The 23,770-nt window shown below is 67.0% G+C and carries 22 protein-coding genes and 1 tRNA gene; 14 read left to right on the forward strand and 9 right to left on the reverse strand.

All coding sequences use genetic code 11. The annotated features are described in order from the left end of the window. Positions 1–42 precede the first annotated feature (42 nt). The 7 genes from GK109_RS16295 to GK109_RS16325 all read left to right on the forward strand — a co-directional run bounded on the left by GK109_RS16295 (position 43) and on the right by GK109_RS16325 (position 10,981). Entirely contained in the window at positions 43–1,179 is a 1,137-nt protein-coding gene (locus GK109_RS16295; RefSeq protein ID WP_321214022.1) for a GuaB3 family IMP dehydrogenase-related protein, read from the forward strand. Between the two features lie 75 nt (positions 1,180–1,254). After that, the gene (locus GK109_RS16300) at positions 1,255–2,994 is read left to right on the forward strand and encodes a glycerol-3-phosphate dehydrogenase/oxidase (protein ID WP_157241659.1); all 1,740 of its coding nucleotides are present in this window, start codon (positions 1,255–1,257) and stop codon (positions 2,992–2,994) included. Between the two features lie 41 nt (positions 2,995–3,035). After that, positions 3,036–3,524: a PTS sugar transporter subunit IIA gene (locus GK109_RS16305; RefSeq protein WP_157241660.1), complete on the forward strand. Its 489-nt coding sequence runs from the start codon at positions 3,036–3,038 to the stop codon at positions 3,522–3,524. A 107-nt stretch (positions 3,525–3,631) separates the two neighbouring features. Further along, the gene (locus GK109_RS16310) at positions 3,632–4,468 is read left to right on the forward strand and encodes an SURF1 family protein (protein WP_370460647.1); all 837 of its coding nucleotides are present in this window, start codon (positions 3,632–3,634) and stop codon (positions 4,466–4,468) included. Continuing rightward, positions 4,465–5,007 (forward strand): DUF3817 domain-containing protein, encoded by a 543-nt coding sequence (locus tag GK109_RS16315; protein ID WP_157241661.1) that lies wholly within the window; start codon positions 4,465–4,467, stop codon positions 5,005–5,007. The genes GK109_RS16310 and GK109_RS16315 overlap by 4 nt, the downstream gene beginning before the upstream one ends. 90 nt (positions 5,008–5,097) lie before the next feature. Beyond that, positions 5,098–6,693, forward strand: coding sequence for a glutamine-hydrolyzing GMP synthase (gene guaA, locus GK109_RS16320; RefSeq protein ID WP_157241662.1), 1,596 nt, complete (start codon positions 5,098–5,100; stop codon positions 6,691–6,693). Between the two features lie 130 nt (positions 6,694–6,823). Then, positions 6,824–10,981, forward strand: a complete 4,158-nt coding sequence (locus GK109_RS16325; protein ID WP_157241663.1) for a DUF4011 domain-containing protein — start codon at positions 6,824–6,826, stop codon at positions 10,979–10,981. 85 nt (positions 10,982–11,066) lie between these two features. Here GK109_RS16325 and GK109_RS16330 read toward each other — a convergent pair whose 3' ends face one another. The 3 genes from GK109_RS16330 to GK109_RS16340 form a co-directional block, all read right to left on the reverse strand. Further along, positions 11,067–11,834, reverse strand: a complete 768-nt coding sequence (locus GK109_RS16330) for a Flp pilus assembly protein CpaB (RefSeq protein WP_157241664.1) — start codon at positions 11,832–11,834, stop codon at positions 11,067–11,069. Positions 11,835–11,938: 104 nt separating this feature from the next. Next, positions 11,939–12,211, reverse strand: coding sequence for an FmdB family zinc ribbon protein (locus GK109_RS16335; RefSeq protein WP_321214016.1), 273 nt, complete (start codon positions 12,209–12,211; stop codon positions 11,939–11,941). A gap of 121 nt (positions 12,212–12,332) precedes the next feature. Continuing rightward, positions 12,333–12,956, reverse strand: a complete 624-nt coding sequence (locus tag GK109_RS16340) for a 5-formyltetrahydrofolate cyclo-ligase (RefSeq protein WP_157241665.1) — start codon at positions 12,954–12,956, stop codon at positions 12,333–12,335. Positions 12,957–13,035: 79 nt separating this feature from the next. On the opposite strand from GK109_RS16340, the gene galU reads away from it, so the two are divergent. The 5 genes from galU to GK109_RS16365 all read left to right on the forward strand — a co-directional run bounded on the left by galU (position 13,036) and on the right by GK109_RS16365 (position 16,768). Next, positions 13,036–13,941 carry a UTP--glucose-1-phosphate uridylyltransferase GalU gene (gene galU / locus GK109_RS16345; RefSeq protein ID WP_323056633.1) on the forward strand — a complete coding sequence of 302 codons (906 nt, stop codon included), beginning with the start codon at positions 13,036–13,038 and terminating at the stop codon, positions 13,939–13,941. 4 nt (positions 13,942–13,945) lie between these two features. Further along, the gene (locus GK109_RS16350) at positions 13,946–14,566 is read left to right on the forward strand and encodes a GNAT family N-acetyltransferase (protein WP_157241666.1); all 621 of its coding nucleotides are present in this window, start codon (positions 13,946–13,948) and stop codon (positions 14,564–14,566) included. Positions 14,567–14,671: 105 nt separating this feature from the next. Beyond that, positions 14,672–15,592, forward strand: a complete 921-nt coding sequence (locus GK109_RS16355) for a hypothetical protein (protein WP_370460790.1) — start codon at positions 14,672–14,674, stop codon at positions 15,590–15,592. 128 nt (positions 15,593–15,720) lie between these two features. Beyond that, positions 15,721–15,793: transfer RNA gene (locus GK109_RS16360), tRNA-Ala, on the forward strand. A gap of 219 nt (positions 15,794–16,012) precedes the next feature. Then, on the forward strand, positions 16,013–16,768 hold the full coding sequence (locus tag GK109_RS16365; protein WP_157241668.1) for a PKD domain-containing protein: 756 nt from the start codon (positions 16,013–16,015) through the stop codon (positions 16,766–16,768). A gap of 26 nt (positions 16,769–16,794) precedes the next feature. Here GK109_RS16365 and GK109_RS16370 read toward each other — a convergent pair whose 3' ends face one another. The 4 genes from GK109_RS16370 to GK109_RS16385 are packed head-to-tail and all read right to left on the reverse strand — an operon-like array spanning position 16,795 to position 19,292. Further along, complete coding sequence (locus GK109_RS16370; RefSeq protein WP_157241669.1) at positions 16,795–17,319, reverse strand: hypothetical protein; 525 nt, start codon at positions 17,317–17,319, stop codon at positions 16,795–16,797. Between the two features lie 3 nt (positions 17,320–17,322). Continuing rightward, positions 17,323–18,318 carry a magnesium/cobalt transporter CorA gene (gene corA / locus GK109_RS16375; RefSeq protein ID WP_157241670.1) on the reverse strand — a complete coding sequence of 332 codons (996 nt, stop codon included), beginning with the start codon at positions 18,316–18,318 and terminating at the stop codon, positions 17,323–17,325. Between the two features lie 37 nt (positions 18,319–18,355). Then, positions 18,356–18,781 carry a DUF1761 domain-containing protein gene (locus tag GK109_RS16380; RefSeq protein WP_157241671.1) on the reverse strand — a complete coding sequence of 142 codons (426 nt, stop codon included), beginning with the start codon at positions 18,779–18,781 and terminating at the stop codon, positions 18,356–18,358. Between the two features lie 31 nt (positions 18,782–18,812). Continuing rightward, positions 18,813–19,292, reverse strand: coding sequence for an Lrp/AsnC family transcriptional regulator (locus GK109_RS16385; protein WP_157241672.1), 480 nt, complete (start codon positions 19,290–19,292; stop codon positions 18,813–18,815). A gap of 172 nt (positions 19,293–19,464) precedes the next feature. Between GK109_RS16385 and GK109_RS16390 the strand changes: the two genes are divergently transcribed. Further along, positions 19,465–20,718 carry an MFS transporter gene (locus tag GK109_RS16390; RefSeq protein ID WP_157241673.1) on the forward strand — a complete coding sequence of 418 codons (1,254 nt, stop codon included), beginning with the start codon at positions 19,465–19,467 and terminating at the stop codon, positions 20,716–20,718. A 17-nt stretch (positions 20,719–20,735) separates the two neighbouring features. On the opposite strand, the gene GK109_RS16395 is transcribed toward GK109_RS16390, so the two are convergent. Both GK109_RS16395 and GK109_RS16400 read right to left on the reverse strand, forming a co-directional pair. Further along, positions 20,736–21,239 carry an Lrp/AsnC family transcriptional regulator gene (locus tag GK109_RS16395; RefSeq protein WP_321214012.1) on the reverse strand — a complete coding sequence of 168 codons (504 nt, stop codon included), beginning with the start codon at positions 21,237–21,239 and terminating at the stop codon, positions 20,736–20,738. A gap of 131 nt (positions 21,240–21,370) precedes the next feature. Beyond that, the gene (locus tag GK109_RS16400) at positions 21,371–22,612 is read right to left on the reverse strand and encodes an MFS transporter (protein WP_157241674.1); all 1,242 of its coding nucleotides are present in this window, start codon (positions 22,610–22,612) and stop codon (positions 21,371–21,373) included. 173 nt (positions 22,613–22,785) lie between these two features. Here GK109_RS16400 and GK109_RS16405 point away from each other — a divergent pair, with 173 nt between their 5' ends. Continuing rightward, positions 22,786–23,760 carry a LysR family transcriptional regulator gene (locus tag GK109_RS16405; protein ID WP_370460648.1) on the forward strand — a complete coding sequence of 325 codons (975 nt, stop codon included), beginning with the start codon at positions 22,786–22,788 and terminating at the stop codon, positions 23,758–23,760. Positions 23,761–23,770 lie beyond the last annotated feature (10 nt).

Raw genomic sequence — 23,770 nt, forward strand, 5'->3', positions numbered from 1 at the left:
CCGCAGCCGTGGCCAGCACCCCGGCTGGGATAACCTAGAGCAGTGACTTACGAGATCGAGATCGGCCGTGGCAAGCGTGGGCGTCGAGCCTACTCCCTGGATGACATTGCAATCGTCCCTAACCGTCGTACCCGCGACCCCAAGGACGTCTCCGTCTCCTGGCAGATCGACGCCTACCAGTTCAGCATGCCGGTGATCGCGGCGCCGATGGATTCAGCCATGTCGCCCCAGACCGCCATTGCCCTGGGCCGGCTCGGCGGCCTCGGCGTGCTTGACCTCGAAGGCCTGTGGACCCGCTACGAGGACCCGCAGCCCATCCTGGACGAGATCGGCGCGCTGGAGGATGAAACCAACAGCCCCGCTGTGACGGGGCGGATGCAGGAGCTGTACAAGGCGCCCATCCAGCCTGAACTGATTACGTCCCGCCTGGCGGAGATCCGCGAGGCCGGAGTGACCGTTGCGGGGTCGCTCACCCCGCAGCGCACCCAGGAGCACTACAAGACCGTCGTGGCCGCCGGCGTCGACATCTTCGTCATCCGCGGCACCACCGTATCCGCCGAGCACGTCTCCAAGGACCACGAGCCGCTGAACCTCAAGCAGTTCATCTACGAACTCGACGTCCCCGTCATCGTGGGCGGCGCGGCCGGCTACACGCCCGCCCTGCACCTCATGCGCACCGGCGCGGCCGGTGTCCTGGTGGGCTTTGGCGGCGGTGCCACCACCACCACCCGCCGCGCCCTGGGCATCCACTCGCCCATGGCCTCCGCCATTTCCGACGTCGCCGCCGCACGTCGGGACTACATGGACGAATCCGGCGGCCGCTATGTCCACGTGATTGCCGACGGCGGCATGGGCACCTCGGGCGACATCGTCAAGGCGATCGCAATGGGAGCCGACGCCGTGATGCTCGGCAGCGCCCTGGCCCGGGCCGAGGAGGCGCCAGGCAAGGGATGGCACTGGGGCCAGGAAGCCCACCACCTCGAACTTCCCCGCGGCGACCGCGCCAACGTGGGCACTGTAGGCCCGCTGGAGGAAGTGCTGTTCGGGCCGGGCCACCACACCAACGGAACCTCCAACCTCATCGGCGCATTGCGCCGCTCCATGGCGACCACCGGCTACTCGGACCTGAAGGAATTCCAGCGGGTCGACGTCGTGGTTTCCCCTTACGCCGGAAACTGACAGACTCCTGCCCAAGCGTGCCCCAAGCAAGTAGGGTGGTTTTACTACCGGCACGAGAGGCACTGGAGGCGTTCAATGAAGAGATTTCCTGTTAACGGCGGGGCACTCGGCCCGGAAGCCAGGGAAGCATCCATCCAACGGCTGCGTGCAACCTCGGAGCCCGGCCAGGAGCTGGACATCCTCATTGTTGGCGGCGGGATCGTGGGCACCGGAGCCGCGCTGGACGCCGTCACGCGGGGCCTGACGGTGGGCATCGTTGAGGCGAACGACTGGGCGGCAGGCACGTCCTCCAGGTCCTCGAAGCTTATCCATGGCGGCCTCCGCTACCTCGAAATGCTGGATTTCGGCCTGGTGAAGGAGGCCTTGCAGGAGCGGGGGCTGCTGCTCTCGGAACTGGCGCCCCACCTCGCGCGGCCGGTGCCTTTCCTGTATCCGCTGACCAAGCCCTTCATCGAGCGGCCCTACGTGGGTGCCGGCATCGCGCTGTATGACGTCATGTCCATCTCCAGCGGGCACAGCAGGGGAGTGCCGTTCCATAAACACCTCACCCGCCGGGGCACCCTGCGTGCCGCCCCCAGCCTCAAGAACGATGCCTTCGTTGGCTCCATCCGGTACTACGACGGCCAGGTGGACGACGCCAAGTACTGCGCCAACCTGGTGCGGACCGCCGCCTACTATGGCGCCCACGCCGTCAACCAGATGAAGGTGGTGGATTTCCTCCGCGAGGGTGAACGGGTAGTGGGGGCCAAGGTGGTCAACCATGAGGACGGGACGCAGTTCAACATCCGCGCCAAGCAGGTCATCAATGCCACGGGCGTCTGGACGGACGAAACCCAGGCCATGGTGACCGACCGCGGCCAGCTGAAGGTCAGGGCCTCCAAGGGCATCCACCTGGTGGTTCCGCGGGACCGCTTCCAGTCAACGGTGGGGCTGATCCTGCGCACCGAAAAGTCGGTGCTGTTCGTGATTCCCTGGGGCCGGCACTGGATCATCGGCACCACGGACACCGACTGGAACCTGGACAAGGCCCACCCGGCCGCCTCCAGCAAGGACATCGACTACATCCTGGAACACGTCAACAAGGTCCTCAAGCGGCCGCTGACCCGGGAGGATGTGGAGGGCGTCTACGCCGGCCTGCGTCCGCTCCTGGCCGGGGAAAACGACTCCACCGCCAAGCTGTCCCGCGAACACGTGGTGGCCCATCCCGTTCCGGGCCTTGTGGTGGTGGCCGGCGGGAAGTGGACCACCTACCGCGTGATGGCCAAGGACGCGGTGGATGAGGCCACCCGCACCATGGACGAGCGGGTTCCGCCCAGCTGCACGGAGACCATCCCGCTGCTGGGCGCAAGCGGCTTCAGGGCGGCCTGGAACCGGCGCAACCGCACCGCGGAGGAATCCGGCGTGCATGTGGCCCGCATCGAGCACCTGCTGAACCGCTATGGCTCCATGACCGATGAAGTGCTGGCCATCATCGAGGAGAATCCGGCAATGGCTGAGCCGATTCCCGGCGCTGATGACTACCTCCAGGCCGAGGCCGTCTACGCCGCCACCCACGAGGGTGCCCGGCACGTGCACGACGTCCTGACCCGAAGGACCCGGATTTCCATCGAGGCGTGGGACCGCGGCGTGTCCGCCGTGCCGGTTGTCGCTAAACTAATGGGTGACGTTCTTGGCTGGAGTGACGAACAGCGCGAAAACGAGGTCCGGCACTACATCGCACGGGTGGAGGCCGAACGCCTCAGCCAGCAACAGCCGGACGACGAATCCGCAGACGCCGCCCGCCTGGGCGTGGAAGACATCGTGCCCTTGCGCTGAGGGGTCCACGGCAACAGCACTCCTGACCGAAGGGACACGCCTTGGCGGAACCACTTGACCGGTACGATGCCGGGCTCACCACGCCCGAAATGGTGATCCTGGAACTGGAGGCAACGGACAAGGCTGATGCCGCCACGCAACTCGCCAAGCGGCTGTATGCCGCCGGGCGGATTTCGGACCTGGACGGATTCCTCAAGCATGTGAATGCCCGGGAACACCAGCTGGCCACAGGGCTTCCCGGCGGGATTGGCCTTCCGCACGCCCGCAGCGAGTTTGTTTCCCGCACGTCCATTGCCGTCGGCATCGCCAAGTACGGACATGCCCTGGACTTTGGCGCGGCGGACGGTCCCGCTACCGTGATCCTGCTCATCGCCACCCCCGCGAGTTCCTTCTCGGACCATCTCGAAGTCCTGGCAACCTTGGCCCGGTCGCTGTCCAAGGAGTCGTTCCGGGAGTCGCTGCGCCGGGCTTACGATCCTGAGGTGATTGCGGAGCTCATCAACTCGAGCCTGGTGTTCTTCGATCACTAGGCAGCCCCAGCCAACCACCCGGGCCACCGGGACCGACCGTCCGGTGCGGTTCCTGCCGCCGTCCCGGCGTTTAGTTGTTCTACAGCGGCACGAAGTACGGTTAAGACGTGTGGAAAACAGCCCTTAAGCCCCGATGGATCGCCGGTTTTGTCTTCGCGATCGCCATCTCCGGGGTCTTCGTGCTGCTGAGCCAGTGGCAGTTCGGGCGGTCCACCAGGCCCGAAATCCCCGCCAACCCCGCCACCGAACAGGTCCGGCCCCTCACTGAAACCCTGCAGCCCGGCGAGTTCTTCCACGGAACGGATGCCGACCAGATGGTTTCGGCAGAGGGATCCTATGATCCCGCAAAGCAGCTGCTGGTTCCCGGCCGGCTTCACGACGGCAGGCCAGGCTACTGGGTAGTTACCGCCTTTGCCGTCTCCGGCGCACCCACGCTGAGCGGCGTTGCCGCCTCACCCCAGACGTGGATCCCGGTGGCCCGCGGCTGGGTGGCGGACCGTGCGGCTGCTCCAGCGCCGCCGTCGGGCATCCTCCAACTGACGGGGCGGCTCCTGCCGTCCGAGGCGCCCGTGCCGGGAACGGCACCCCGGCCGGGAGAAGCCACCGCGGTTTCCGTGGCTGAGCTGATCAACTACTGGGAGGTCAGCAGCTACCCCGGTTTCCTCGCCGCCACCGCGGAAATAACGGGCGGTGAGGACGTCAGCCCGGCTGCCGTGCCCGGCGAGCTCCTTCCCCTGAACATCGGCCCGCAGCCGCCGGCCCAGCAGATCAACTGGCTAAATCTCTTCTATTCCCTCGAATGGGTGGTCTTCGCCGGCTTTGCCCTCTTCATCTGGTGGCGGCTCGTCAAGGACGACTACCACCGCGACCTCGAGGACAGCCTTGAGGAAGAAGACGAAGACACCCTGCATCCCGAACACAACCAGCAAAAGGTACAGCCATGATCGACCCGAAACCGGCCAACCCCGCCTCTGCCACAGGCAGTAACACAGGCACCAACACCGGCGCCAGCCCGGCAGGAAAGTCCGCCGGCAGGAAGCGGCGCTTCGGCGGGACTGAGGCCCAGATCCGCTCTGCCCTGAAGTTCTACAAGGTGCTCGCCTACCTGACCGGCACCATGCTGCTGCTGCTCTGCGCCGAACTGGCCGCCCGGTACGGCTTCGGGCAGTACCTGTTTGCCGGCGGCACCAACGCCGTTACCGGGCAGCCTTTCGGCTTCGGTTTTGCCGATGCGGAGCCTCCGGGTGTGCTGGGAGGCGTCAACCTGTCCGTGGCCGTCCTGATTGTGCACGGCTGGATGTACGTGGTGTACCTGATCTCCAACTTCCGGCTCTGGTCCCTGATGCGCTGGCCGTTCCTCAAACTGGTCCTGCTGGCACTGGGCGGCGTGGTTCCTTTCCTCTCCTTCATCGTGGAAAAGAAAGTCCACGCCGAGGTTGAGGCGGAGCTGGCCGCCAACCCCCAGGCACCCCGGCGCTACTGACCGGCAATGGCCGGGGCTGCCCGCCGGGGAGTCTGCTCCGTCACAGCACCGCTTCTCAAGGTGCGCCGGCGCAACGGCGCAAAGTAGGCTATGACGGTGACTACTCCCACTGCATCCCAGACTTCCCAGAAGCCGGTGCTGGTTGTTGACTACGGTGCCCAGTACGCGCAGCTGATTGCCCGCCGCGTCCGGGAAGCAAACGTGTATTCGGAAGTGGTTCCGCATACTTACACCACCGAGCAGCTCCTGGCCAAGAACCCCGCCGCCATCATCCTGTCCGGCGGCCCCTCCAGCGTTTACGCTGACGGGGCCCCGAGCGTCGGTGCCGACCTCTTCGAGGCCGGGGTCCCGGTCTTCGGCATCTGCTACGGCTTCCAGGCCATGGCGAACGCCCTCGGCGGCAAGGTGGACAAGACCGGGCTGCGCGAGTACGGCTCAACCCAGACCACCATCATCGGTGAAGGCCGCTCGGTCCTGGAAGGCATGCCCCAGCACCAGAACACCTGGATGAGCCACGGCGACTCCGTCCACGAGGCCCCGGAAGGCTTTGAAGTGCTGGCGACGACGGCGGGCGCCGAAGTGGCTGCCTTCGCCAACGAGGAGAAGGGCCTGTTCGGCGTGCAGTGGCACCCCGAGGTAAAGCACTCCGCCTACGGCCAGCAGGTCCTGGAAAACTTCCTCTTCAAGGGTGCCCGGATCGAGCCCAACTGGACCACCGGGAACATCCTCGAGGAGCAGGTGGAACGGATCCGGAAGCAGATCGGTGATGCGAGGGTCATCTGCGGCCTCTCCGGCGGCGTGGATTCCGCCGTCGCCGCGGCCCTGGTGCAGCGCGCCGTCGGTGACCAGCTGACCTGTGTGTTCGTGGACCACGGACTGCTGCGCGAAGGCGAAGCCGAGCAGGTGGAGCGCGACTTCGTGGCCGCCACCGGCGTGAAGCTGTATGTCGCGAACGAGCAGGAGCGCTTCCTGTCCGCGCTTGCCGGCGTCAGCGATCCCGAAACCAAACGCAAGATCATCGGCCGCGAGTTCATCCGCGCGTTCGAGGAAGCCGAACTGGCCATCATCGCCGAGGCCGCCGCCCACGGCGAGAAGATCAAGTTCCTGGTCCAGGGAACCCTCTACCCGGACGTCGTCGAAAGCGGCGGTGGCGAGGGCGCAGCGAACATCAAGAGCCACCACAACGTGGGCGGCCTGCCCGAGGACCTGCAGTTCGAGCTCGTCGAACCGCTTCGGGCACTCTTCAAGGACGAAGTCCGCGCCGTGGGTGCACAGCTGGGCCTGCCCCAGGAAATCGTGGGTCGCCAGCCCTTCCCCGGCCCCGGCCTCGGGATCCGGATCGTCGGCGAGGTCACCAAGGAGCGCCTTGACCTGCTGCGCAAGGCCGACGCCATCGCGCGCGCCGAGCTGACCGCCGCGGGCCTGGACAACGAGGTCTGGCAGATGCCCGTGGTGCTGCTGGCTGACGTGCGCAGCGTCGGAGTCATGGGTGACGGCCGCACCTACGGCCACCCCATCGTGCTCCGCCCCGTCTCCTCCGAGGACGCCATGACGGCGGACTGGTCCCGGCTTCCGTACGAACTGCTGGCCAGGATCTCCAACCGCATCACCAACGAGGTGGAAGGCGTCAACCGCGTGGTGCTCGACGTCACCAGCAAGCCGCCGGGAACCATCGAGTGGGAGTAGCATCCTGAGTGGCCGGCCTCCGTCAAGGGAGGCCGGCCACTGGTGTTCCGGGGTGAAATCGTCCGGAATTTCGGGGCGCGCAGTGTTGCGGTCTCTCAGTCCCGCCGCCTAAGCGGCTACTCTCGAACCTATGCCCGTATGGTCCAGGACGTCACGTGCAAGCGCAGAAAAGAAGGCAGTAGTGTCAGTTGGTCAAGGCCACCCGGAGGGCTCCGAGGAGCTCCGCAAATGGCTGTCCGGGCTTAAACCCGTCACCGGGGCGGACACAATGCTGCGCTTCACCAAGACTCCCGAAGGTTCCATCGATCTGACACACGCCCACCCGTCCGGGCTGGCCCAGCTCATGGCCGGACGCAAGACGCGGCTGTCCACCCTGATCCGGGACCGCCAGCAGTACGTCGTCGCAGCCAGGGCATCCCGGAACATCAGGTCTAAGATCTTCGAGCTTTCCAATGAGCGCGGCATTGACGCCGGCTACCTCTCCGCAGGCACCGTGGTGTGGACTTCCGCCGTCGGCGGCAAGCCCCAGCGCGTCTCGGCGCCGGTCATGCTCACGGCCATTTCCCTGACCGTCAGGCCGGGGGAGGACGACTACGAACTCCAGCTGACCGAGCAGGCGCACATCAACCCCGCCCTGGTGCGGCACCTGAAGAACATCCACGGCATTGTCTTTGACGTCAACGCCGTCACCCGGCTTGCGTACAGCACGGCCCGCTTCGATCCGCAGCCCGTCCTGGACCGGCTGGGCACGCTGATCAGGCCCATCCACGGCGCAGAAGCCCAGCACAACCTGCTGGTTTCAACCTTCGCGGACCTCTCGGGCAACCTGGATGACCCGTGGATCAACGACTCCAACCCGCTCATCTCCGCGCTGGCCACCGCGGGCGGAGGCGAAATGGTGGACGTCGAGGAGCCGGATCCCTCACGCTTCCCTCCCCTGGACAGCAGGCACCCCCAGGACGAACTGCTCCTGCTGGACGCGGACACGGACCAGCAGTACGTCATAGACGCTGCCCGTGCCGGGGATTCCCTGGTGGTCAGGACCCCGCCGGGCACCGGCCAGACCCAGACCGCCATCAACACCATCGGTGCGTTGGTGGATGCCGGAAAAACCGTCCTGGTGGTGGGGGACCGCCGCGCCAGCCTCAACGAAGTATCCGGCCAGCTGGAGGGCCTGGGCCTGGAGTCCATCCTCTTCCAGCTGTCCGGAAACGTCACCGCCCAGCAGCTGAAAGCCCAGCTGGTCCGGGCCATCGTCCGCAACGAAAAGTCGCTTGAACCCCAGCTGGGAAATCTCCACAACACCCTCACGGAGCACCGCCACGCCCTGATGGACCACGTGGCCTCGCTCCACAACGTCAGGCAGCGGTGGGGCTGCTCCCCGTACCAGGCCATGCAGTCGCTGGCGGAGCTCACCGCCATCCACCCTGCCCCGGCCACCACCGTCCGGCTGAAGCGGAGCGTCCTGGACAGCATCCGGGACCGTGACGAGCTTGCAGGCAGGCTCCGCCGGGCAGCTGAGCTGGGCAGCTTCAGCAAGGCCTCCACCACCAGCCCGTGGCATGGCGCCCGGCTGCTGACGCGCAAAGAGACCGAGGAAGCGCAGGAACTGGTCCGCTCCGTGGAGAAGAGCCTGCCTGCGCTGCGCGACCGCATGGAGGCGGTTGCCGAGCACGCGGAAATCCGGCTGGGTGCCTCCTTTGCGGAGTGGGGCGAGCAGCTTGAGCTCCTGGTGGCGGTGCGGGGCAGCCTGGACAAGTTCACGCCGGACATCTTCGACCGCCCGGTCACGGACCTCATTTCCGCCACCGCGCCCTCGGCCTGGCGCAAGGAGCGCGGCATTGAGATGACCTCCATGCAGCGTTCAAGGCTGCGCAGGGTCGCGAAGGAGTACGTACGGCCCGGGGTTCACATTGCCGACCTTCACACCTCCCTGCTGCTGGTGCAGGAGCAGCGGGCGCTGTGGGCAGGCTATGCGACCACGCAGCGGCATCCCGCCGTGCCGTCCGGGCTCGCCGAGATGAACGCGATGTACCGTTCGCTGGACGGCGACCTGGCCCGCCTGGGTGAGGCCCTGCGGCACACGGAGGCCGGCGGTTCCTTGGCTGCCGTGCGCTACGAAGAGCTCATGGAGCGCCTTGGACGGCTGGTGGCGGATACCGACACACTGAAGACACTGCCCGAGCGCACCCTGCTGGTTGAGAACATGCGCGAGCACGGGCTCGGTGAGCTCCTCGCCGACCTCGCCGAGCGCGAGGTTCCCGCAGGCTCGGTGGGGGCCGAACTTGAGCTGGCATGGTGGCAGTCCGCCCTTGAAGCGATGATCAGCGGCGACGACTATCTGGCCATGTCCGACGGCGACGCGCTGCGGAAGCTGGAGGCCGAGTACCGCCTTGCGGACAACGCCCACATTGCCAGCGGCGCCGCCCGCCTCCGCTGGGACCTCGCCGAGCGGTGGCGCGGCGCCATCGCCGCGCACCCCCGCCAAGCGGATCTCCTCCGGAGCCTGCTCAAGGATGGCAGGGTGTCGCTGCCGTCGCTGACGGCGCAGGCGCCTGAACTGATCGGAACCCTGGTGCCGGTCTGGTCCGTGAGCCCCTATCTCATGACCGGCCTGCTGCCGGCGGAGCAGCGCTTTGACGCGGTGGTCATCCTGGACGCCGAGGCGACGTCGCTCCAGGCGGTGCTGCCGTCCATCGCCCGCGCCAGGCAGGTCATTGCCTTCGGCGACTCCCGCATCGCCAGCCCCCGCACGTTTACTGTCGGCGTCGAGCGCCTGGCGCCTGGCGAATCGGCGCACCAGCGGGTGGAGAGCGCCTTTGGTGCCTTGTCCAGGGTACTTCCGGTGTGGCGGCTCAACTTCGTCTACCGGGCGGTGGACGAGGACCTCGTGCTGCAGCTGAGCAAGAACTTTTACGACGGCGGCCTCCGCAGGCTCCCGGAGGGTCAGTCCGCCACGGGACTGGACCGGTCGCTGCTGGTGGAGTACCTGCCGGACGGCACCGGCTTGCCCAGTGCAGACCATGAGGGCGTGGAATCCGTGGTGGCGGAAGTCAACCGCGTGGTCCAGCTGGTCTTCGAGCACGCCCGGCTGCGCCCGCGTACGTCGCTGGCCGTGGTCACGGCAAGCCTCCGCCATGCGGCCAGGATCGGGGAATCCATCCGGCTCCAGCTGCCCAACTACCCGGCCCTGGCGGGCTTCTTCGGAGCCGGCCCCGAGTCATTCCGTGTTGTCGACCTTGAACGCGCCCAAGGGCTGGTGCGCGACCATGTCATCTTCTCGCCCGGCTTTGGCCGCACACCGCACGGGCGGGCCCTGCACAACTTCGGGCCCCTCTCCGCCGAGGGCGGCCGGGAGAAGTTCGCACTGGCCATGACCCGCGCCCGCAGGTCGATGCACGTTCTCACCTGCTTCCGGCCCGAGGACCTGGACCACACCAGGCTGACGCACGGCGCCGTGGACCTCTACTCGCTCCTTGACCGTGAAATTGCGGGAAACACGGACCTCGGAACTCCGGCCTCGCGGGCCGCGGCCAGCGAGCAGGCCCTTGGGGCCGATCCTCTGGTGGCTGACCTTGGAGACCGCCTGCGCGCCCGGGGCGCCCGGGTGTGGCACCAGTATGACGGCGCCATCGACGTGGTGGCTGCCGCAGATCCGCTGAGCACCATGGGCCAGGAGGACGCCGACCTCCCCTGGCCTGTGGCGATTGAATCGGATGGCACCGAACAGTACCGCGCCCTGAGCGTCCGGGAGCGGAGCCGGCTGCGCCCCCAGCTGCTGGAGCGCCTCGGCTGGCGCTACATGCCGCTGTGGACCATCGAGGTGTTCACGGATCCGTCCGCCTGCGCCGACCGCATCGCAGGATACCTCGGCCTCGAAAAGAACGCGCTCTCCGGGCGGACGTCCACATCCATCGCCTTCCTGGACGATGACGTGGACCAGGCGCTCAACGGAATCGATGCCGTGTCCCGGCGCGCGGCATCGGACCATGAACCAGCACAGGGCGGACGCCTGGACAGCAAGGAGGCGGGTGCCATGGCCCCGGACCACGAGAAGAACGACTCTTCGGACACCGAGCAGTCCGTCGCCGCCGGACCTGCACCCGGGCAGGACCAGGAGGGCGGCCCCGTTCCCGGCAGCGCATCCACCCCGGGCACGGCCGCCCTGCCTGGCACGGCCGCCTTGCCGAACAAGGCGGCCGAAGACGAAGCCCGGGGCTGGGGCGACCGCGAAGACGACGACCACGATGCGTGGCTGAAGGAACAGAAACCCCCGCACTGGGGCTGAGGCAGGATCGCAGCCGGGGCAGGAGCCTGCGTCCGTGGAGGTTGGCGCTGTGGCTGCGCGCCGGCCCGGACCATCGCTCGCAGGGCTACGGCCCCACCAGGACGAAAAACAGCTTTCCCTGGGTGGAGGCGCCGGCGAGCCGAACCGCCTGTTCCGGATTGGCGGCCACCACTATGAGTCCGTCCGTCTCCGCCGTGCCCAGCCACTGGCCGCCTTGCCCGCCCTGACCGGAAGTCCACAACACCGGAACCCCTGAAGCCAGGACCTCCGGTGGCTCCTGCTGGTCGTAGCCGCCGGCTGCCGTTAGCACCACGTTCACGAGCTGCCCCGGGGAGACGAGCTGGATGGACGATGGATCCGCCATGCGAAGGGGAACAGCCGCTGACCCTGGGGGAGTGCCGGCGAGCAGCCCCGGACCAAGCAGTTGGGCATCCGTGAGCAGCTGTCCCTTGCGCAGCGGCGCCGCGAGTTGTTTCCCGGCCGCCTCGCCCGGTCCGTTGAGGAATCCGTCGGCCAGCATGCCCGGCGGTACCTGGACAGAGGCGAGGTCCGCAGCCGCCATGGCTGTGCCGGCGGGAAGGTCGCGGGCTGCGGCGAGCGCAGGCACCGTGTAGACCGGTGCCGGCGTAAGTTGCTGGACGGTGATGGCGGCTGCGGCGCAAAGGAGCAGCGCGGCGGCCAGCCGCCTGTTGCGGCTCAGCCAGGAGGCAAAGCGGGCCGGCGGGCGGCGGCGTGCGTTGTGGCCGGCGGCGCGGCTCCCGCCGTGGGCGCCACTGCGCCGTAAAGCCCCGGGGAGCCCAGGTCCGTGCGACGCGCTTGATACAACCCGGTGTTGCTGTCCGTGTGCAGGCATGTGCCCACGCTAAAGCCGCGCATGGCGGCCGCGGCAGGGGCGCCGGCAGCTATGTGGACAACGCAGTCAGCTGCCAGGCAGCAGCCTGGACCGCGGAACGTGGATCAGCTGGCGGCAGCAGCCGGAGCCGGAGCAGCTGGTGCAGCCGCAGGCGTTGCCGCCGAGGCAGCGGGAGCGGCAGAAGCCGTGCTGCCCTTGGCATCCCGGGAGTCTGTGCGGTAGAAGCCGGAACCCTTGAAGACAACGCCCACGCTGTTGAACTTCTTGCGCAGGGTACCCTGGCACTCAGGGCACGACGACAGAGAGCTGTCCGAGAACGACTGGACGATGTCAAAGGCATGGCCGCAATCCTTGCAGGCGTACGCATACGTTGGCACTGGTGCTCCTCCTCTTGGGCAAACGAGAGGTCCCGGACTGCCTCTGGATTATGGATGTCCATTAGCAGTCGCAGGGCCTGAGTGCTAATTCTACCATCCTCGTACGCGGGGACTTCCCCGGTCAGGCGGCGTCCGCCAGGCTCCGGAACCCGGAGGGAAGCACGACGCCAGGCACCGGCCGGTCGAATGCCTCCACCGGAATCCTGCCGGCAGGCAGCAGTTCCCCGTCGTAGATCACCGCGGCCAGCGGAATGTGCTTCCCGGCTGATTCGAGGTGGCCCAGGAACTTGTCGTAGTAGCCTCCGCCCTGGCCTACCCTGCTGCCCGCGAGGTCAATCGCGGTGGCAGGGATAAAGAGGGCGGCAGCTTCCCCGGCCACCTCAATTTCGTGCCGTGTCCCCACGGGCTCCAGGATGGGGGCATACCTGCTCTTGACCAGATCGACGCCCGGCGCCCAGAAGACCCACTTCAGCTCCCGCCCCGGCTCGCAGACGGGAAGCAGGACTTTGTGGCCGGCGTCGTGGAGGGCCGCGATCAGCGGCAGCGTGGGCGGTTCCGCCCCGACTCCGAGGTAGGCGCAGACCGTCGCTGCCTTCCCCCGGGTTACCGAATCTGCCCACGCTGCCCCGTGCTTCGCCAAGGCTTCCCCGGCATCCTGCCGCTCCTGGAGCGTAAGTAAAGCACGACGGCGGCGATGGGCAGCACGTATCTCGTCCTTGGCCGCCTTTGAATCCTCAAGCGTCATGTGTTTCCTCCGTAGCTGCCGCATGGCGTCGGCCATCCCCTGATTACTGAATGCTTGACGCTGACGTTAGATTAGTCCGGTGACTACCAGTAATCCGAGAGTACGCAAAGCTGTCATTCCTGCCGCCGGACTTGGCACCAGGTTCCTGCCGGCAACCAAGGCGATGCCCAAGGAAATGCTTCCCGTTGTGGACAAGCCTGCCATCCAGTACGTGGTTGAGGAAGCCGTGAACGTCGGCCTCAACGATGTCCTGATGATCACCGGGCGGAACAAGCGGGCGCTGGAAGACCACTTCGATCGTGTGCCGTCCCTGGAGTCCGCCCTTGAAGGCAAGGGGGATACCGAGAAGCTGGCGTCCATCCAGGCTGCGAGCAACCTGGGTGACATCCACTACGTCCGGCAGGGGGACCCGCACGGACTGGGCCATGCCGTACTCCGCGCGAAGCAGCACGTTGGCGACGAAGCCTTCGCCGTGCTGCTGGGCGATGACCTGATCGATGCCCGGGACGAACTGCTCAGCACCATGATTGATGTCCAGGCCAAAACCGGTGGTTCCGTCGTCGCGCTGATCGAAGTGGAACCCTCGCAGATCAGCGCCTACGGCTGCGCTGACATCGAACCGATCGACGGCGAATCATACGTGCGGGTCAACCGGCTCGTGGAGAAGCCGAGCCCGGAGGAAGCGCCCTCCAACCTGGCGCTGATTGGCCGTTACGTACTCCATCCGGCCGTCTTCGACGTCCTTGAGCGCACCGGGCCGGGACGGGGCGGCGAAATCCAGCTGACAGACGCCCTCCAGGAACTGGCCACCGGTGACGGCGAAGGGCACGGTGTCTACGGCGTCGTGTTCCGGGGGCGGCGTTACGACACCGGGGACAAGCTCAGCTACCTCAAGGCCTGCGTCCAGCTGGCCATTGACAGCGAGGACCTCGGCCCCGGCCTGCGGGAATGGCTGCCCGGCTTCACCGCCGGCCTGTCCAAGTAGCGCCATGCGCCCTGGTCCCATCTGGCCCGTGACCCTGGAATGCGGGGATCTGGTCCTGCGGCCCATCCGGTACCGGGACAAGAAGGAATGGACGGAAGTCAGGTCCCGCAACAGCCAGTGGCTGGCGCCGTGGGAAGCATCCAACCCGGATCCATCCGGCGGCCTGCCGGACTACCGGCAGATGGTCCGGTCATTGAAGGCGCAGGCGGCCCAGGCAACGGCTTTGCCCTTCCTCATCACCGAGAGGCGGCCCGGCAGCGTCAAGCCGCCCATTGTTGGCCAGCTGACCGTATCGTCGATCGTTTGGGGCTCGGCCATGATGGCAACCCTCGGCTACTGGGTGGATCAGGCCTGTGCGGGCCGCGGCATCGCGCCCACCGCCGTCGCCATGGTGACGGACCATTGCTTCAAGACCTTGGGCCTGCACCGGATGGAAATCAACATCAGGCCAGAGAACGGACCCAGCCTCCGGGTGGTGGAGAAACTCGGGTTCCGGGACGAAGGCTACCGGCCGCGCTACCTCCACATCAACGGTGAATGGGCCGACCACCGCTCGTTTGCCTTGACGTCTGAAGAGGTCCCGGAGGGACTACTTAGGCCGTGGCTTGCCTCACACCGGTCATAAATCCAGTGAATTGCCGTCTGCGCCACGACACACCGCAGCTAATGCTGCCGCAGCGGGCCGGATGCTCATACGGTTTTGAGTGTGGACTTCCCCCTTAGCAGCTCAGTGATCCTTGTGGTTGCCGTTGTGCTCTGGATTGTGTGGGTTGCGCCCTACGTCCTCCGGAACCGCAGGCACCAGTTCCAGCCCGCCGGCGATTTCCTGGCAGACGCCGCAGCCGATGAAACACCGGAATCGCCAGCCGTTTTGGTTATGAACGTTGCCGCCCAGCAGGAGAAAGCCATGGACACCAGGAAGAGCGCCGGACCCGGGACCGCTGCTGCCGGCACGCCGGCCGGGGCCAAGCTCCGCATACGCTATGGCCGGACGGCACTCGCCCTCATCGGGCTGCTGTCGTTGGCCACCGCATTCGTTTCCGGAGTGCTCCTCCTCTTCGGGCTGGGCGCTCCCGTCCTTCCGTTGGCATGCCTCGGACTTACCGCCGGATCCGTGGTCCTCCTGCGTTGGCTGGCTGTCCGGGACAGGAGAGCCAAGGTCAACGCAGCCTTCCGGTCCGCGATGACCGCACCGCCCCGGCAGTCCAAGGCTGCCGGGAATGTCCCGCCGAGGCCTGAAGCAGCGCCGGCCAGGCCGGACAACCCGCTTTTCGACGCCGAGGCGCACCAGCCAAAGGTAAAGCCGCTGACCGCAGTGGAACTGCGCGAGGCTGCACTTGCGGTCGCGGTCGCCGCGGGGGATCCGAGCGCCGCAGCAGCCGGTGCCGCGGGCGCTGCACCGGCGTCTGCCACGTGGGAGCCCGTAGAGGTCCCCAAGCCCGTTTATGTTGAGGCAGCCAAGGCCGAGCGCCCTGACCCCGAGCCCCTGGAGCTCCCCGAATCGCCCAAGGCTGTTGGCAAGCCGTCCCTGAAGCAAGGTGCGGCCGCCGCGCCGCCGGCGGGTACTGCTGCCGCGGACGGGCCCCAGCTTTCCAAGGCGCAGAGCGCCCTCAGCAATCTCGACGACGTCCTGCAGCGCCGCCGCGCCTGACCCGGGTAGTACGGACAGGCCACCCGCGCGGTTCCCGTGAGCCGGGGTCGGCATGGCGGTTTGGCTTCTTCACGGAAAATTTGTAGCCTAGGGTCACCGGTGCCGCACCTGCAGGGGCGGATGGTTCCGGGGCTATAGCTCAGTTGGTAGAGCGCTTCGTTCGCATCGAAGAGGTCAGGGGTTCGAATCCCCTTAGCTCCACCGTTTGAAGGAGTTTCCTGGCCATCGTGCTGTTTCGATAGGCACTTTCTTGCTCAACCTGGACCTGGGACACGACGCCGAACGCCTGGTCAAGGCTGGAGCACGCCACGCCTTGGGCGCCTGGCTGTAGGCACAGACTTTATTGCGGCAATCTTGTTGCCGCCCCCGTAGCGCAACCGGCCATTATCTGGGCATGCTTCTTCCTGAAGGAAAAGATCAATGGGGAGATCGATGAACAGGAACGCAGCAGTTCTGGCGGCCAGTGGGCTTGCGCTCATGCTCGGCGCCTGTGCCGAAGGCCCCGGTGCCCTGTACGGGCCGGAGGTAACCCCGGCAGCCACCGCCTCCCCCCAGGCCAGCCCGCCGACCGGCCAGGGCGGGGACTCTCCGCTGCAGGTCACCGTCATCCCGCTGGGCAAGAACAACGGCGTCGAGGCCAGGTTTCCTATCAACGGCTACTACGCCGCACCAGGCATGGAGATCACCTTCGACGCCTCCGGGTCCGTCGGTGCGATCAGCAAGTACGAGTGGGACTTCGACGGCGACGGCACTTACGATGCGACGACCACCGGGCCGGCCTACAAGCACACCTATGAGGATGAATTCGAGGGACAACTGGCGCTGCGGGTCTCGAACGCGATCGGCAGCACCCACGTCCTCCGGGTCCCCGTTCACGTCAGCACGAAGCCGTTCCATCAGCAACTGGCCCCGCCGGGAAATGTCCAGGCCGAGGCCCTGACCACGGTGAATGGAATCAGCACAATCAAGGTCACGTGGGAGTCCGATGACCCGGCCGCAGACTCCTGGGCTGTCGCGATCAACGGCATGCCGGTCGGCCGGATCGAAAAGACGGCACGCTCCGTCACGGTCACAGACATCCAAAGGGACGAGGACGTGAGCGTCGAAATCTTCGGCCTGACCGCGGGCATGGAGGTCGGGCGGCGCGCTGGCACCACGCTGCCGGCGGCAAAGTAGCAGGCTCCGGCAGGGAGTTCCCCTGCCTAACTCCCTGAAACGCCCTCAACGGCGATGGCCTCGTCCGATTCAACCCTCCCAAGGCCCGCCAGGAGCCGGTCGATGCCGGCAAGGGAGGCACGCAGCCGGGCGTCCGCGGCGCCAGAGGCGGCGGCCGCCCAGTCCATGGGCCCGGTGCCGACAACAAAAAGCGTCGCATTCCTGGCCGCGAGGACGGCAAGAACGGCGGCGAACTGCTCCCAGGCCTCAGCCCGGGACCCTGCGTCCGCAGGTTCCGGTGCTGGCACGCCGTCAATAACGCACAGCTCCGGACCGGCCGCCAGGACGGAGTAGTCCTCCGCCGACGTGCCCGGCGCGCAGAGTTCGTCAAAGCTGATCCACAGCAGGTCAGGCTCCAGGGCCTTGGCAACGAACGTACGGGAACCGGATGGGAGAGCCCGGTGCCGGTCGGGCTGCGGATGGAACAGGCCGTAGGCAGCCAACTGGCGGCTGCTGCCGGGAACAATAATGCGGCCTTCCCGGAGGGCTGGAGGCTGTGACGGCGATTCCATGCCTTACAGCCAGCCCTTCTTCTTGAAGATGCCGTACATAAGGGCCGCCGTCCCGATCATCAGTCCGATCGCCATCGGGTATCCCAGCTCCCAGTGGAGCTCGGGCATGTGGTCGAAATTCATCCCGTAGATCCCGGCCACGAAGGACGGTGCGAAGAGGATCGCAGCCCAGGAGGATATCTTCTTCACCTGTTCGTTCTGCTCGGCGCTGGCCTCGTTCTGCCGGTTGGCGGTGAGGGTGCCGTCCAGGGTCAGGGCGTTCTGCAGCAGGTCGCGGAAGGAGTCGGCCCGGGAGATGACCCGTTCCACGTGGTCCTCCACGTCACGCAGGCTGTGCCGGAGATCGGTCTCCACGTCGTACTTTTCAAAGCCCTGCTTGAGCTGGCGCATGATGTCCGGCAGGGGGTGGATGGCCCGCTGGAACTGGATGACTTCACGGGCAAGCTCGTAGATGCGCCGGGATACGGCGGTGTCACCGCTGAAAAGCTGGTCTTCAATTTCGTCGATGTCGTTTTCAAGTCCGGCAACCACGGGCCCGTAGTCATCCACAACCCGGTCGAGCAGAGCGTAGAGCACGGCCTCGGGGCCGTGCCGGAGCAGGTCGGGCCGGCCTTCGAGGCGCTGCCTCACCTGTGCCACGCCGGCCGTCTCGGCGTGCCGTACCGTGACCACGAAGTTCTTCCCCGTGAAGATGTGCAGCTCGCCGAATTCAACCGTTTCAGTCGCGTCCAGGTACCGTGCAGGCCGGAGGACAGTGAACAGGTTGTCTTCGTAGCGCTCGATTTTCGGGCGCTGGTGGGCCGAGATGGCGTCCTCCACCGCAAGTGCGTGCAGGCCGAATTCAGCGGCAACGGCAGCCATTTCCTGCTCGGTGGGCCGGTAGAGGCCGATCCAGGCCATTCCTCCGTGCCGGGCCAGTGTTTCGAAGGTCTGTTCCAGGTTTTCGGGCTCCACGTGGCGGACCCCGTTGACGTAGACGGCGTTGTCAATGATGGTCATGGACGCCGGTCTCCCGCCGGGAGGACAGCGGCCACCATCACGACATTCCTCCGATGATGGCGCCGGCCACCGTCATGGCCACGATGTCATGGCCGGAGTCGATCAGCGTGACGGCTGCCGGGCGCCCGGCGAAGCCGTTGTGGATGACGTGGCCGCCTGCCCTGAAGACGAGTCCCGCGACCAAGGCGAAAAAGCCGCCCGCCACGGCACTGTCCAGTCCGAGCCTGGTGATCAGGACAGCGAGCAGGACCGCCGTCAGGGCCGCGGCCGCCATCATCGGGACCCAGATGCCTGCCCCGCCGCTGATGTTCTTGAGATCGTCCTCCGTCTTGCCGATGGCGGCCATCCACCGGTTGCCCAGGACCGAGGGCATGTACCAGACAAAGCCGATGGCCATGGTTGCGACGAAGGCCAGCAGCACGGCGAGCCAGTTGATCTGTGAAACGTACGAGAGCCAGTCCATTCTGGAAATCCTAGCCGCCCGGGCGCGGACGTCAGGTGTTCGACGCCTTGGCCAGGCCGCTGATCAGCGGCTCGGTGCGGTAGGGGATATGGGTATGCAGGGCCAGTACGGTTTCGGTCCGGATCACGCCCTTGATCCTCAGGACCTGCCTCAGGGAGGACTGGAGGTTGTGGGTGTCCGTGGCTGCCACCCGGCACCAGACGTCGCCGCGTCCGGAGATTTCATGAACTTCCAGTACCTGCGGGATCAGTCGCAGTGCGGCCACCACGCCGTCCAGCTCCCGGTGCGAGACCTCGATCGTCACGAAGGCCACAACGTCATAGCCCACAGCCTCCAGGTCCACTTCGCGGCCGCCCGGCCTCAGTACTCCTGCCCGGATGAGGCGGCGCAGCCGCGTCTGGGCCGTGTTGCGGGCGATGCCCAGGGACTCGCTGAGTTCACCGACCTGGATCCGAGGGTCCCGGATGAGGGCCAGCAGGATCTTCAGGTCGGTGGCATCCAGATTGTTCATATTGTCATTCTGCATCACATGGCCGGGAAGATTTTGACGTTTTTGCGCAATAGGTCCGCAGATCTTCGAGCAATGGAGCAGAAGTACCGCATTCTTGTGCCATCGGATATCCATCCCGCGCCGGGCTCCCACAAGGTCCACCTGCCGCGGTAGAACCAAAAGGCGGCGCCACATGACGGTCTTCAGCGAACTCCGGATGCGTCCTGCCCCGGCTGCTGCCAGGGCGGGTTGGGATGCGTCCACCACGGCGCGCCTGGTGATGGCCGGCGCTGTCATTTTCGTCCTGCTGGTGGGCGCCAACCTCGCGACGCCGCTGTATCCGCTCCTGCAGGCGGAACTCGGGCTGTCCACGCTGGGCGTGACCGCCGCGTTTGCCAGCTATGTCCTGTCCCTGGTGGCCACGCTCATGCTGGCCGGGCACTGGTCGGACCACATCGGGCGCCGGGCTGCGCTCATCCTCGCGGTCGTCATCGGGCTGGCAGGCGGCTGGCTCTTTGCCGAGGCACAGACGCTCGCTGCCCTGTGCGCCGGGCGGGCGCTGCAGGGCGCAGCCGTTGCGCTGGCAACCGGGGCCAGTGCCGCAGCCCTCCGCGAGCTCCTCCCGACCCGTCCCGAGTGGGCATCCCGATTCACCTTGCTGGCGTCGTCCGGCGGAGTGGCGGCCGGACCGGTGATTGGCGGACTGCTGTCCCTCCTCCCTGGCCCGACCAGCGCACCCTACTACGTCCATTCGCTGGTCCTGGCCGGCCTCCTGGTGCCGCTGTACCTGCTTCATGCCCGCCCGGCGATCAATCCTCCGGCCTCCGCCAGGCCGCTGCAGGCACTGGCACCCCGCCGCCCTTCCGTATCGCGGGAGGCGAGGGGCGCCTTCTGGCTCGCTGCCGGCGTCGGCTTCCTCAGCTTCGCTGTCTTCGGCTTCTGCCTATCGCTTGCACCCGGCTACTTTGCCCAGGTCCTGGCCACAGACTCCCGTCCCCTGGTCGGCGTGCTGGCCGGCCTGGCCCTGGGGTCCTCGGCGCTGAGCCAGCTGCTGACCCTTCGGGGCCGCTACGTGGTTCCGGCGGGGCTTGGCGTCCTGGGGGTTTCCGTGCTTCTCCTGGGGGCGGCGGGAGCCTGGGGGAATCCGCTGCTGCTCGTGGCAGCCGCCCTTGCGGCCGGGGTAGGGCAGGGCATCGCCTTCCGCACTGTCTTCAACGAGGTGGCGGCCAAGGTGGAGGCATCACGGCACGCCCAGATCGTCAGCACCGTCTATGTCATCACGTACCTGGGAAGCGCTGTGCCGGTCCTTGGCCTGGGCTGGGCCTCCGGCGTGGTCGGTGTGCCGGCCGCCATAGCGGGTTTCGTTCTGTTGTGCGGCGCGGCGGCGCTAATCCTCTCCGCCGTGACTTTCCGCCTCGCGGTCATCGGCCGCGGGGGTGCAGCTTAGTCCGTTCCGCAGGGCACTTACTCAGGCAGCGGCCCGTGATTGCCCTGGATGTGTTCGAACACCAGGGTGGTTTCCGTGTGCCCCACCACCGGATCAGTTGCCAGGTTGTCCAGCACCCAGTCCCGCAGGTCCTCGGTAGTGGCGACGGCGATGTGCAGCAGATAGTCCACGGAGCCTGAGGTGTGGAACGTCGACAGCACCGCGGGCAGGTGTGGCACCCGGGCAGTGAAGCGGTCAATCTGGTCGCGGTCGTGGGCGCGGAGGCGCACGGCAACCAATGCCTGCACGGACCGCCCGATGGCAGAAAGGCTGAGCTTGGCCTCGTAGCCCTGCACGATCCCGCGTTCGGACAGGGCGCGCGTCCGCATCAGGGCAGTGGAAGGGGCAATCCCGACGAGTTCCGCAAGCTGCTTGTTGGAGATCCGGGCATCAGCCACCAGCGCGGCCAGGAGCCGTTCGTCAATCGCATCCAGCGGCTCAAGGTGCGCTCCCGGCCTGGGATTCCTGGCGTTCGTGCTCACTGCAACTCCTCAATGGTCCTCTGTTCATCCTAGACCTGCGAATATGCGCTTTCGCGCTTGTACGGGCCGCGCAGCCGAATTTTTGCGCCGCCGCCTGATTGGCAGGGGCAGATAATTCGTGGCGCTGCCTGTTACGCGCGAGGTCCTTCTGCCCGGGGATGGACGACGGCGACAGCAGCCGCAGTGAGGCAGGCCAGGACCATGACTGCCGCGGCCAGCGCGTTCCAGCCGAGGGACTGGAAGGCCAGTCCGCCCGCCCAGCCGATGATGCTGGACCCCAGGTAGTAGGCGAGGTTGTACAGCGAGGCGGCCTGCGCCCGGCCGGTGCTGGCGAGGGCGCCGGTCCAGCCTGCCCCGATGCTGTGGGCGGCGAAGAAGCCGCCGGTAAACAGCACAAGGCCGGCGAGTATCAGGGGGAGGGCCTGCGTCAGCGTCAGGGCAAGGCCCGCCGTCGAAAGTGCCAGGCCGGCGAGCAGGACATTGCGGCGCCCGAAGCGCAGGGTCAGCCCTGCGGACCAGCGTGAGGTGACGGTCCCGGACAGGTAGGCCAGGAAGATCAGGCTGATCAACGTTGCAGGCAGGCCGAACGGTTCGCCCGAAAGCCGGAACCCCAGGTAGTTGTAGACCGCCACGAACCCGCCCATCATCAGGAAGGCCTGGCCGTAGAGGACCAGCAAGCGGACATTCCGCAGGTGGCCGCCCAAGGTCCGGAAGGCGCCGCGCAGCCCGGATGCAGGGGCGGAGACGAAGCCCCGGGCCCGCGGCACCAGGACCAGGAAGGCGACCGCGGCCAGCGTGGCAAGGATCGAAACAGCCAGTGCGGCGGCCCGCCAGCCCCACAGTTCACCGGCCGGCCCGGCCACCAGCCTGCCGGCAAGCCCGCCCAGCGTGGTGCCGGCAACATAGCTTCCCGCTGCCAGGGCCGTGTGCGCTTTGGTGACCTCCTCGTTGAGGTAGGCGATGGCAATGGCCGGGATGCCGCCCAGTGCCATGCCTTCTATAAGGCGGAGGGTGAGCAGCATGCCAAAGCTGGTGGACAAGGGAACCAGCAGCCCCAGGACGGTGGCCAATGAGATACCCCACGTCATCGCCCGGACCCGCCCTATGCGGTCCGCCAGGAAGGACCACGGGATCACCGTCACCGCAAGGCCCACGGTGGCCAGCGAGATGGTCAGGGCCGCCTCGGCCGCCGTGACCTGCAGGTCCGAGGCCAGGATCGGCAGGACGGCCTGGGTGGAATAGAGCTGCGCAAAGGTGGCAACACCCGCAAAGGAAAGGCCCGCGAGGATCCTGGCGTACGCCGTCGACCCCTTGGCATGACCTTCCCAACGAGGGGAAGGGCTGCTGCCGGCGGAACGGACGATGTGTGCCATCCGGCCAGCCTAGCTTTCACCCAATAGATGCCTCCAATGCATGCTTCGTGTAAAACTGATAGCCGATTTGCATGCTTTCCCAACTGGGTAGCGCTAAGTGTCGTTTTGAACGCCGAAAACGACACTTAGCGCTACCTACTTGGGCTGGCGCGGAGCAGGAAGGAGGCCGGCCCGTGGAACCGGACCAGAAACAGCTGGTGCAGTTGCTTCCGCTGCTGCCCGTGCTGGCCGAGCTGGGGCGGACGGAGCACGTCACGGAAACCGCGGAACTCCTTGGAGTACCCCAGTCCACGGTGAGCCGGGCGCTGGCCCGGGCGAGCGCCGTCGTCGGTACCGAACTCCTGGTCAGGGACGGCAGGGGAGTCCGGCTGACGCCCGCGGCACGGACCCTGCTGCCCTACATTGAGCAGGCGCTGACGGCGTTCCAGGCAGGGTTGGACGTTGTGCGGGACGAGTCGGACGTGGCCCGGGGGAGGGTCTCCCTGTCGTTCCAGCACACTTTCGGTGAGGCGACGTTGCCGCTCCTGATCAGTGCTTTCCGGAGCAGGCACCCGGGCGCAGTTTTCACCCTGAGCCAGGGCGCCCGCAACGCGTGCCTTGACGAACTGGCGTCGGGCGAGTCCGATCTCGCCCTGACCGCACCGGTGGCGCCGCCGGGCCGGAACGTGTCCTCGGCGCCGCTGTACAGGGAGCCGCTCCGCCTGGTTGTGCACCACAGCCATCCCCTTGCCACGCGGCCGGCAGCCCGGCTTGCCGACATCAGGGGAGAGCCTTTTGTGGCGCTCGGGCCCGGATACGGGATGCGGTCGCTCACCGATGCCATGTTCCGCGAGGCCGGCTACCGGCCCCGCATCGCCTTCGAAAGCCAGGATTCTCACACGGTCCGCGGCCTGGTCTCGGCGGGCCTCGGAGTCAGCATCCTGCCGCCAGGCGGGGATGCCCCCGGACGGACGGTCAGCCCCGAAACCGGGAACCTCGGCTGGGTTGAGGTCCCGCTGGAGTCCGGCCTGGCTTTCCGCGAAGTGGGCCTGTCCTGGCGGCGGCGCAAGCCCGGGTCCGAACCCGTGCCGGTCCGGTTGTTCCGGGACATGGTGGTGACCGAAGGGCCCAGGCTCCTGGCCGGGCTGGTCAGGCAGCGGTCCCGCTGAAGCGCGAGCG

Origin of the sequence: Pseudarthrobacter sp. GA104 (assembly GCF_009741265.1) — a bacterium.
Taxonomy (GTDB): Bacteria; Actinomycetota; Actinomycetes; order Actinomycetales; family Micrococcaceae; genus Arthrobacter.

Excerpts from the sequence above, each read along its gene's own strand:
- guaA (WP_157241662.1), top strand. The coding sequence starts at position 5,098 with ATGACGGTGACTACTCCCACTGCATCCCAGACTTCCCAGAAGCCGGTG.
- GK109_RS16385 (WP_157241672.1), bottom strand. The coding sequence starts at position 19,292 with ATGAACAATCTGGATGCCACCGACCTGAAGATCCTGCTGGCCCTCATC.
- GK109_RS16330 (WP_157241664.1), bottom strand. The coding sequence starts at position 11,834 with ATGCCTGCACACGGACAGCAACACCGGGTTGTATCAAGCGCGTCGCAC.
- GK109_RS16300 (WP_157241659.1), top strand. The coding sequence starts at position 1,255 with ATGAAGAGATTTCCTGTTAACGGCGGGGCACTCGGCCCGGAAGCCAGG.
- GK109_RS16400 (WP_157241674.1), bottom strand. The coding sequence starts at position 22,612 with ATGGCACACATCGTCCGTTCCGCCGGCAGCAGCCCTTCCCCTCGTTGG.
- GK109_RS16370 (WP_157241669.1), bottom strand. The coding sequence starts at position 17,319 with ATGGAATCGCCGTCACAGCCTCCAGCCCTCCGGGAAGGCCGCATTATT.
- GK109_RS16315 (WP_157241661.1), top strand. The coding sequence starts at position 4,465 with ATGATCGACCCGAAACCGGCCAACCCCGCCTCTGCCACAGGCAGTAAC.
- corA (WP_157241670.1), bottom strand. The coding sequence starts at position 18,318 with ATGACCATCATTGACAACGCCGTCTACGTCAACGGGGTCCGCCACGTG.
- GK109_RS16390 (WP_157241673.1), top strand. The coding sequence starts at position 19,465 with ATGACGGTCTTCAGCGAACTCCGGATGCGTCCTGCCCCGGCTGCTGCC.
- GK109_RS16380 (WP_157241671.1), bottom strand. The coding sequence starts at position 18,781 with ATGGACTGGCTCTCGTACGTTTCACAGATCAACTGGCTCGCCGTGCTG.
- GK109_RS16325 (WP_157241663.1), top strand. The coding sequence starts at position 6,824 with ATGCCCGTATGGTCCAGGACGTCACGTGCAAGCGCAGAAAAGAAGGCA.
- GK109_RS16365 (WP_157241668.1), top strand. The coding sequence starts at position 16,013 with ATGGGGAGATCGATGAACAGGAACGCAGCAGTTCTGGCGGCCAGTGGG.
- GK109_RS16340 (WP_157241665.1), bottom strand. The coding sequence starts at position 12,956 with ATGACGCTTGAGGATTCAAAGGCGGCCAAGGACGAGATACGTGCTGCC.
- GK109_RS16350 (WP_157241666.1), top strand. The coding sequence starts at position 13,946 with ATGCGCCCTGGTCCCATCTGGCCCGTGACCCTGGAATGCGGGGATCTG.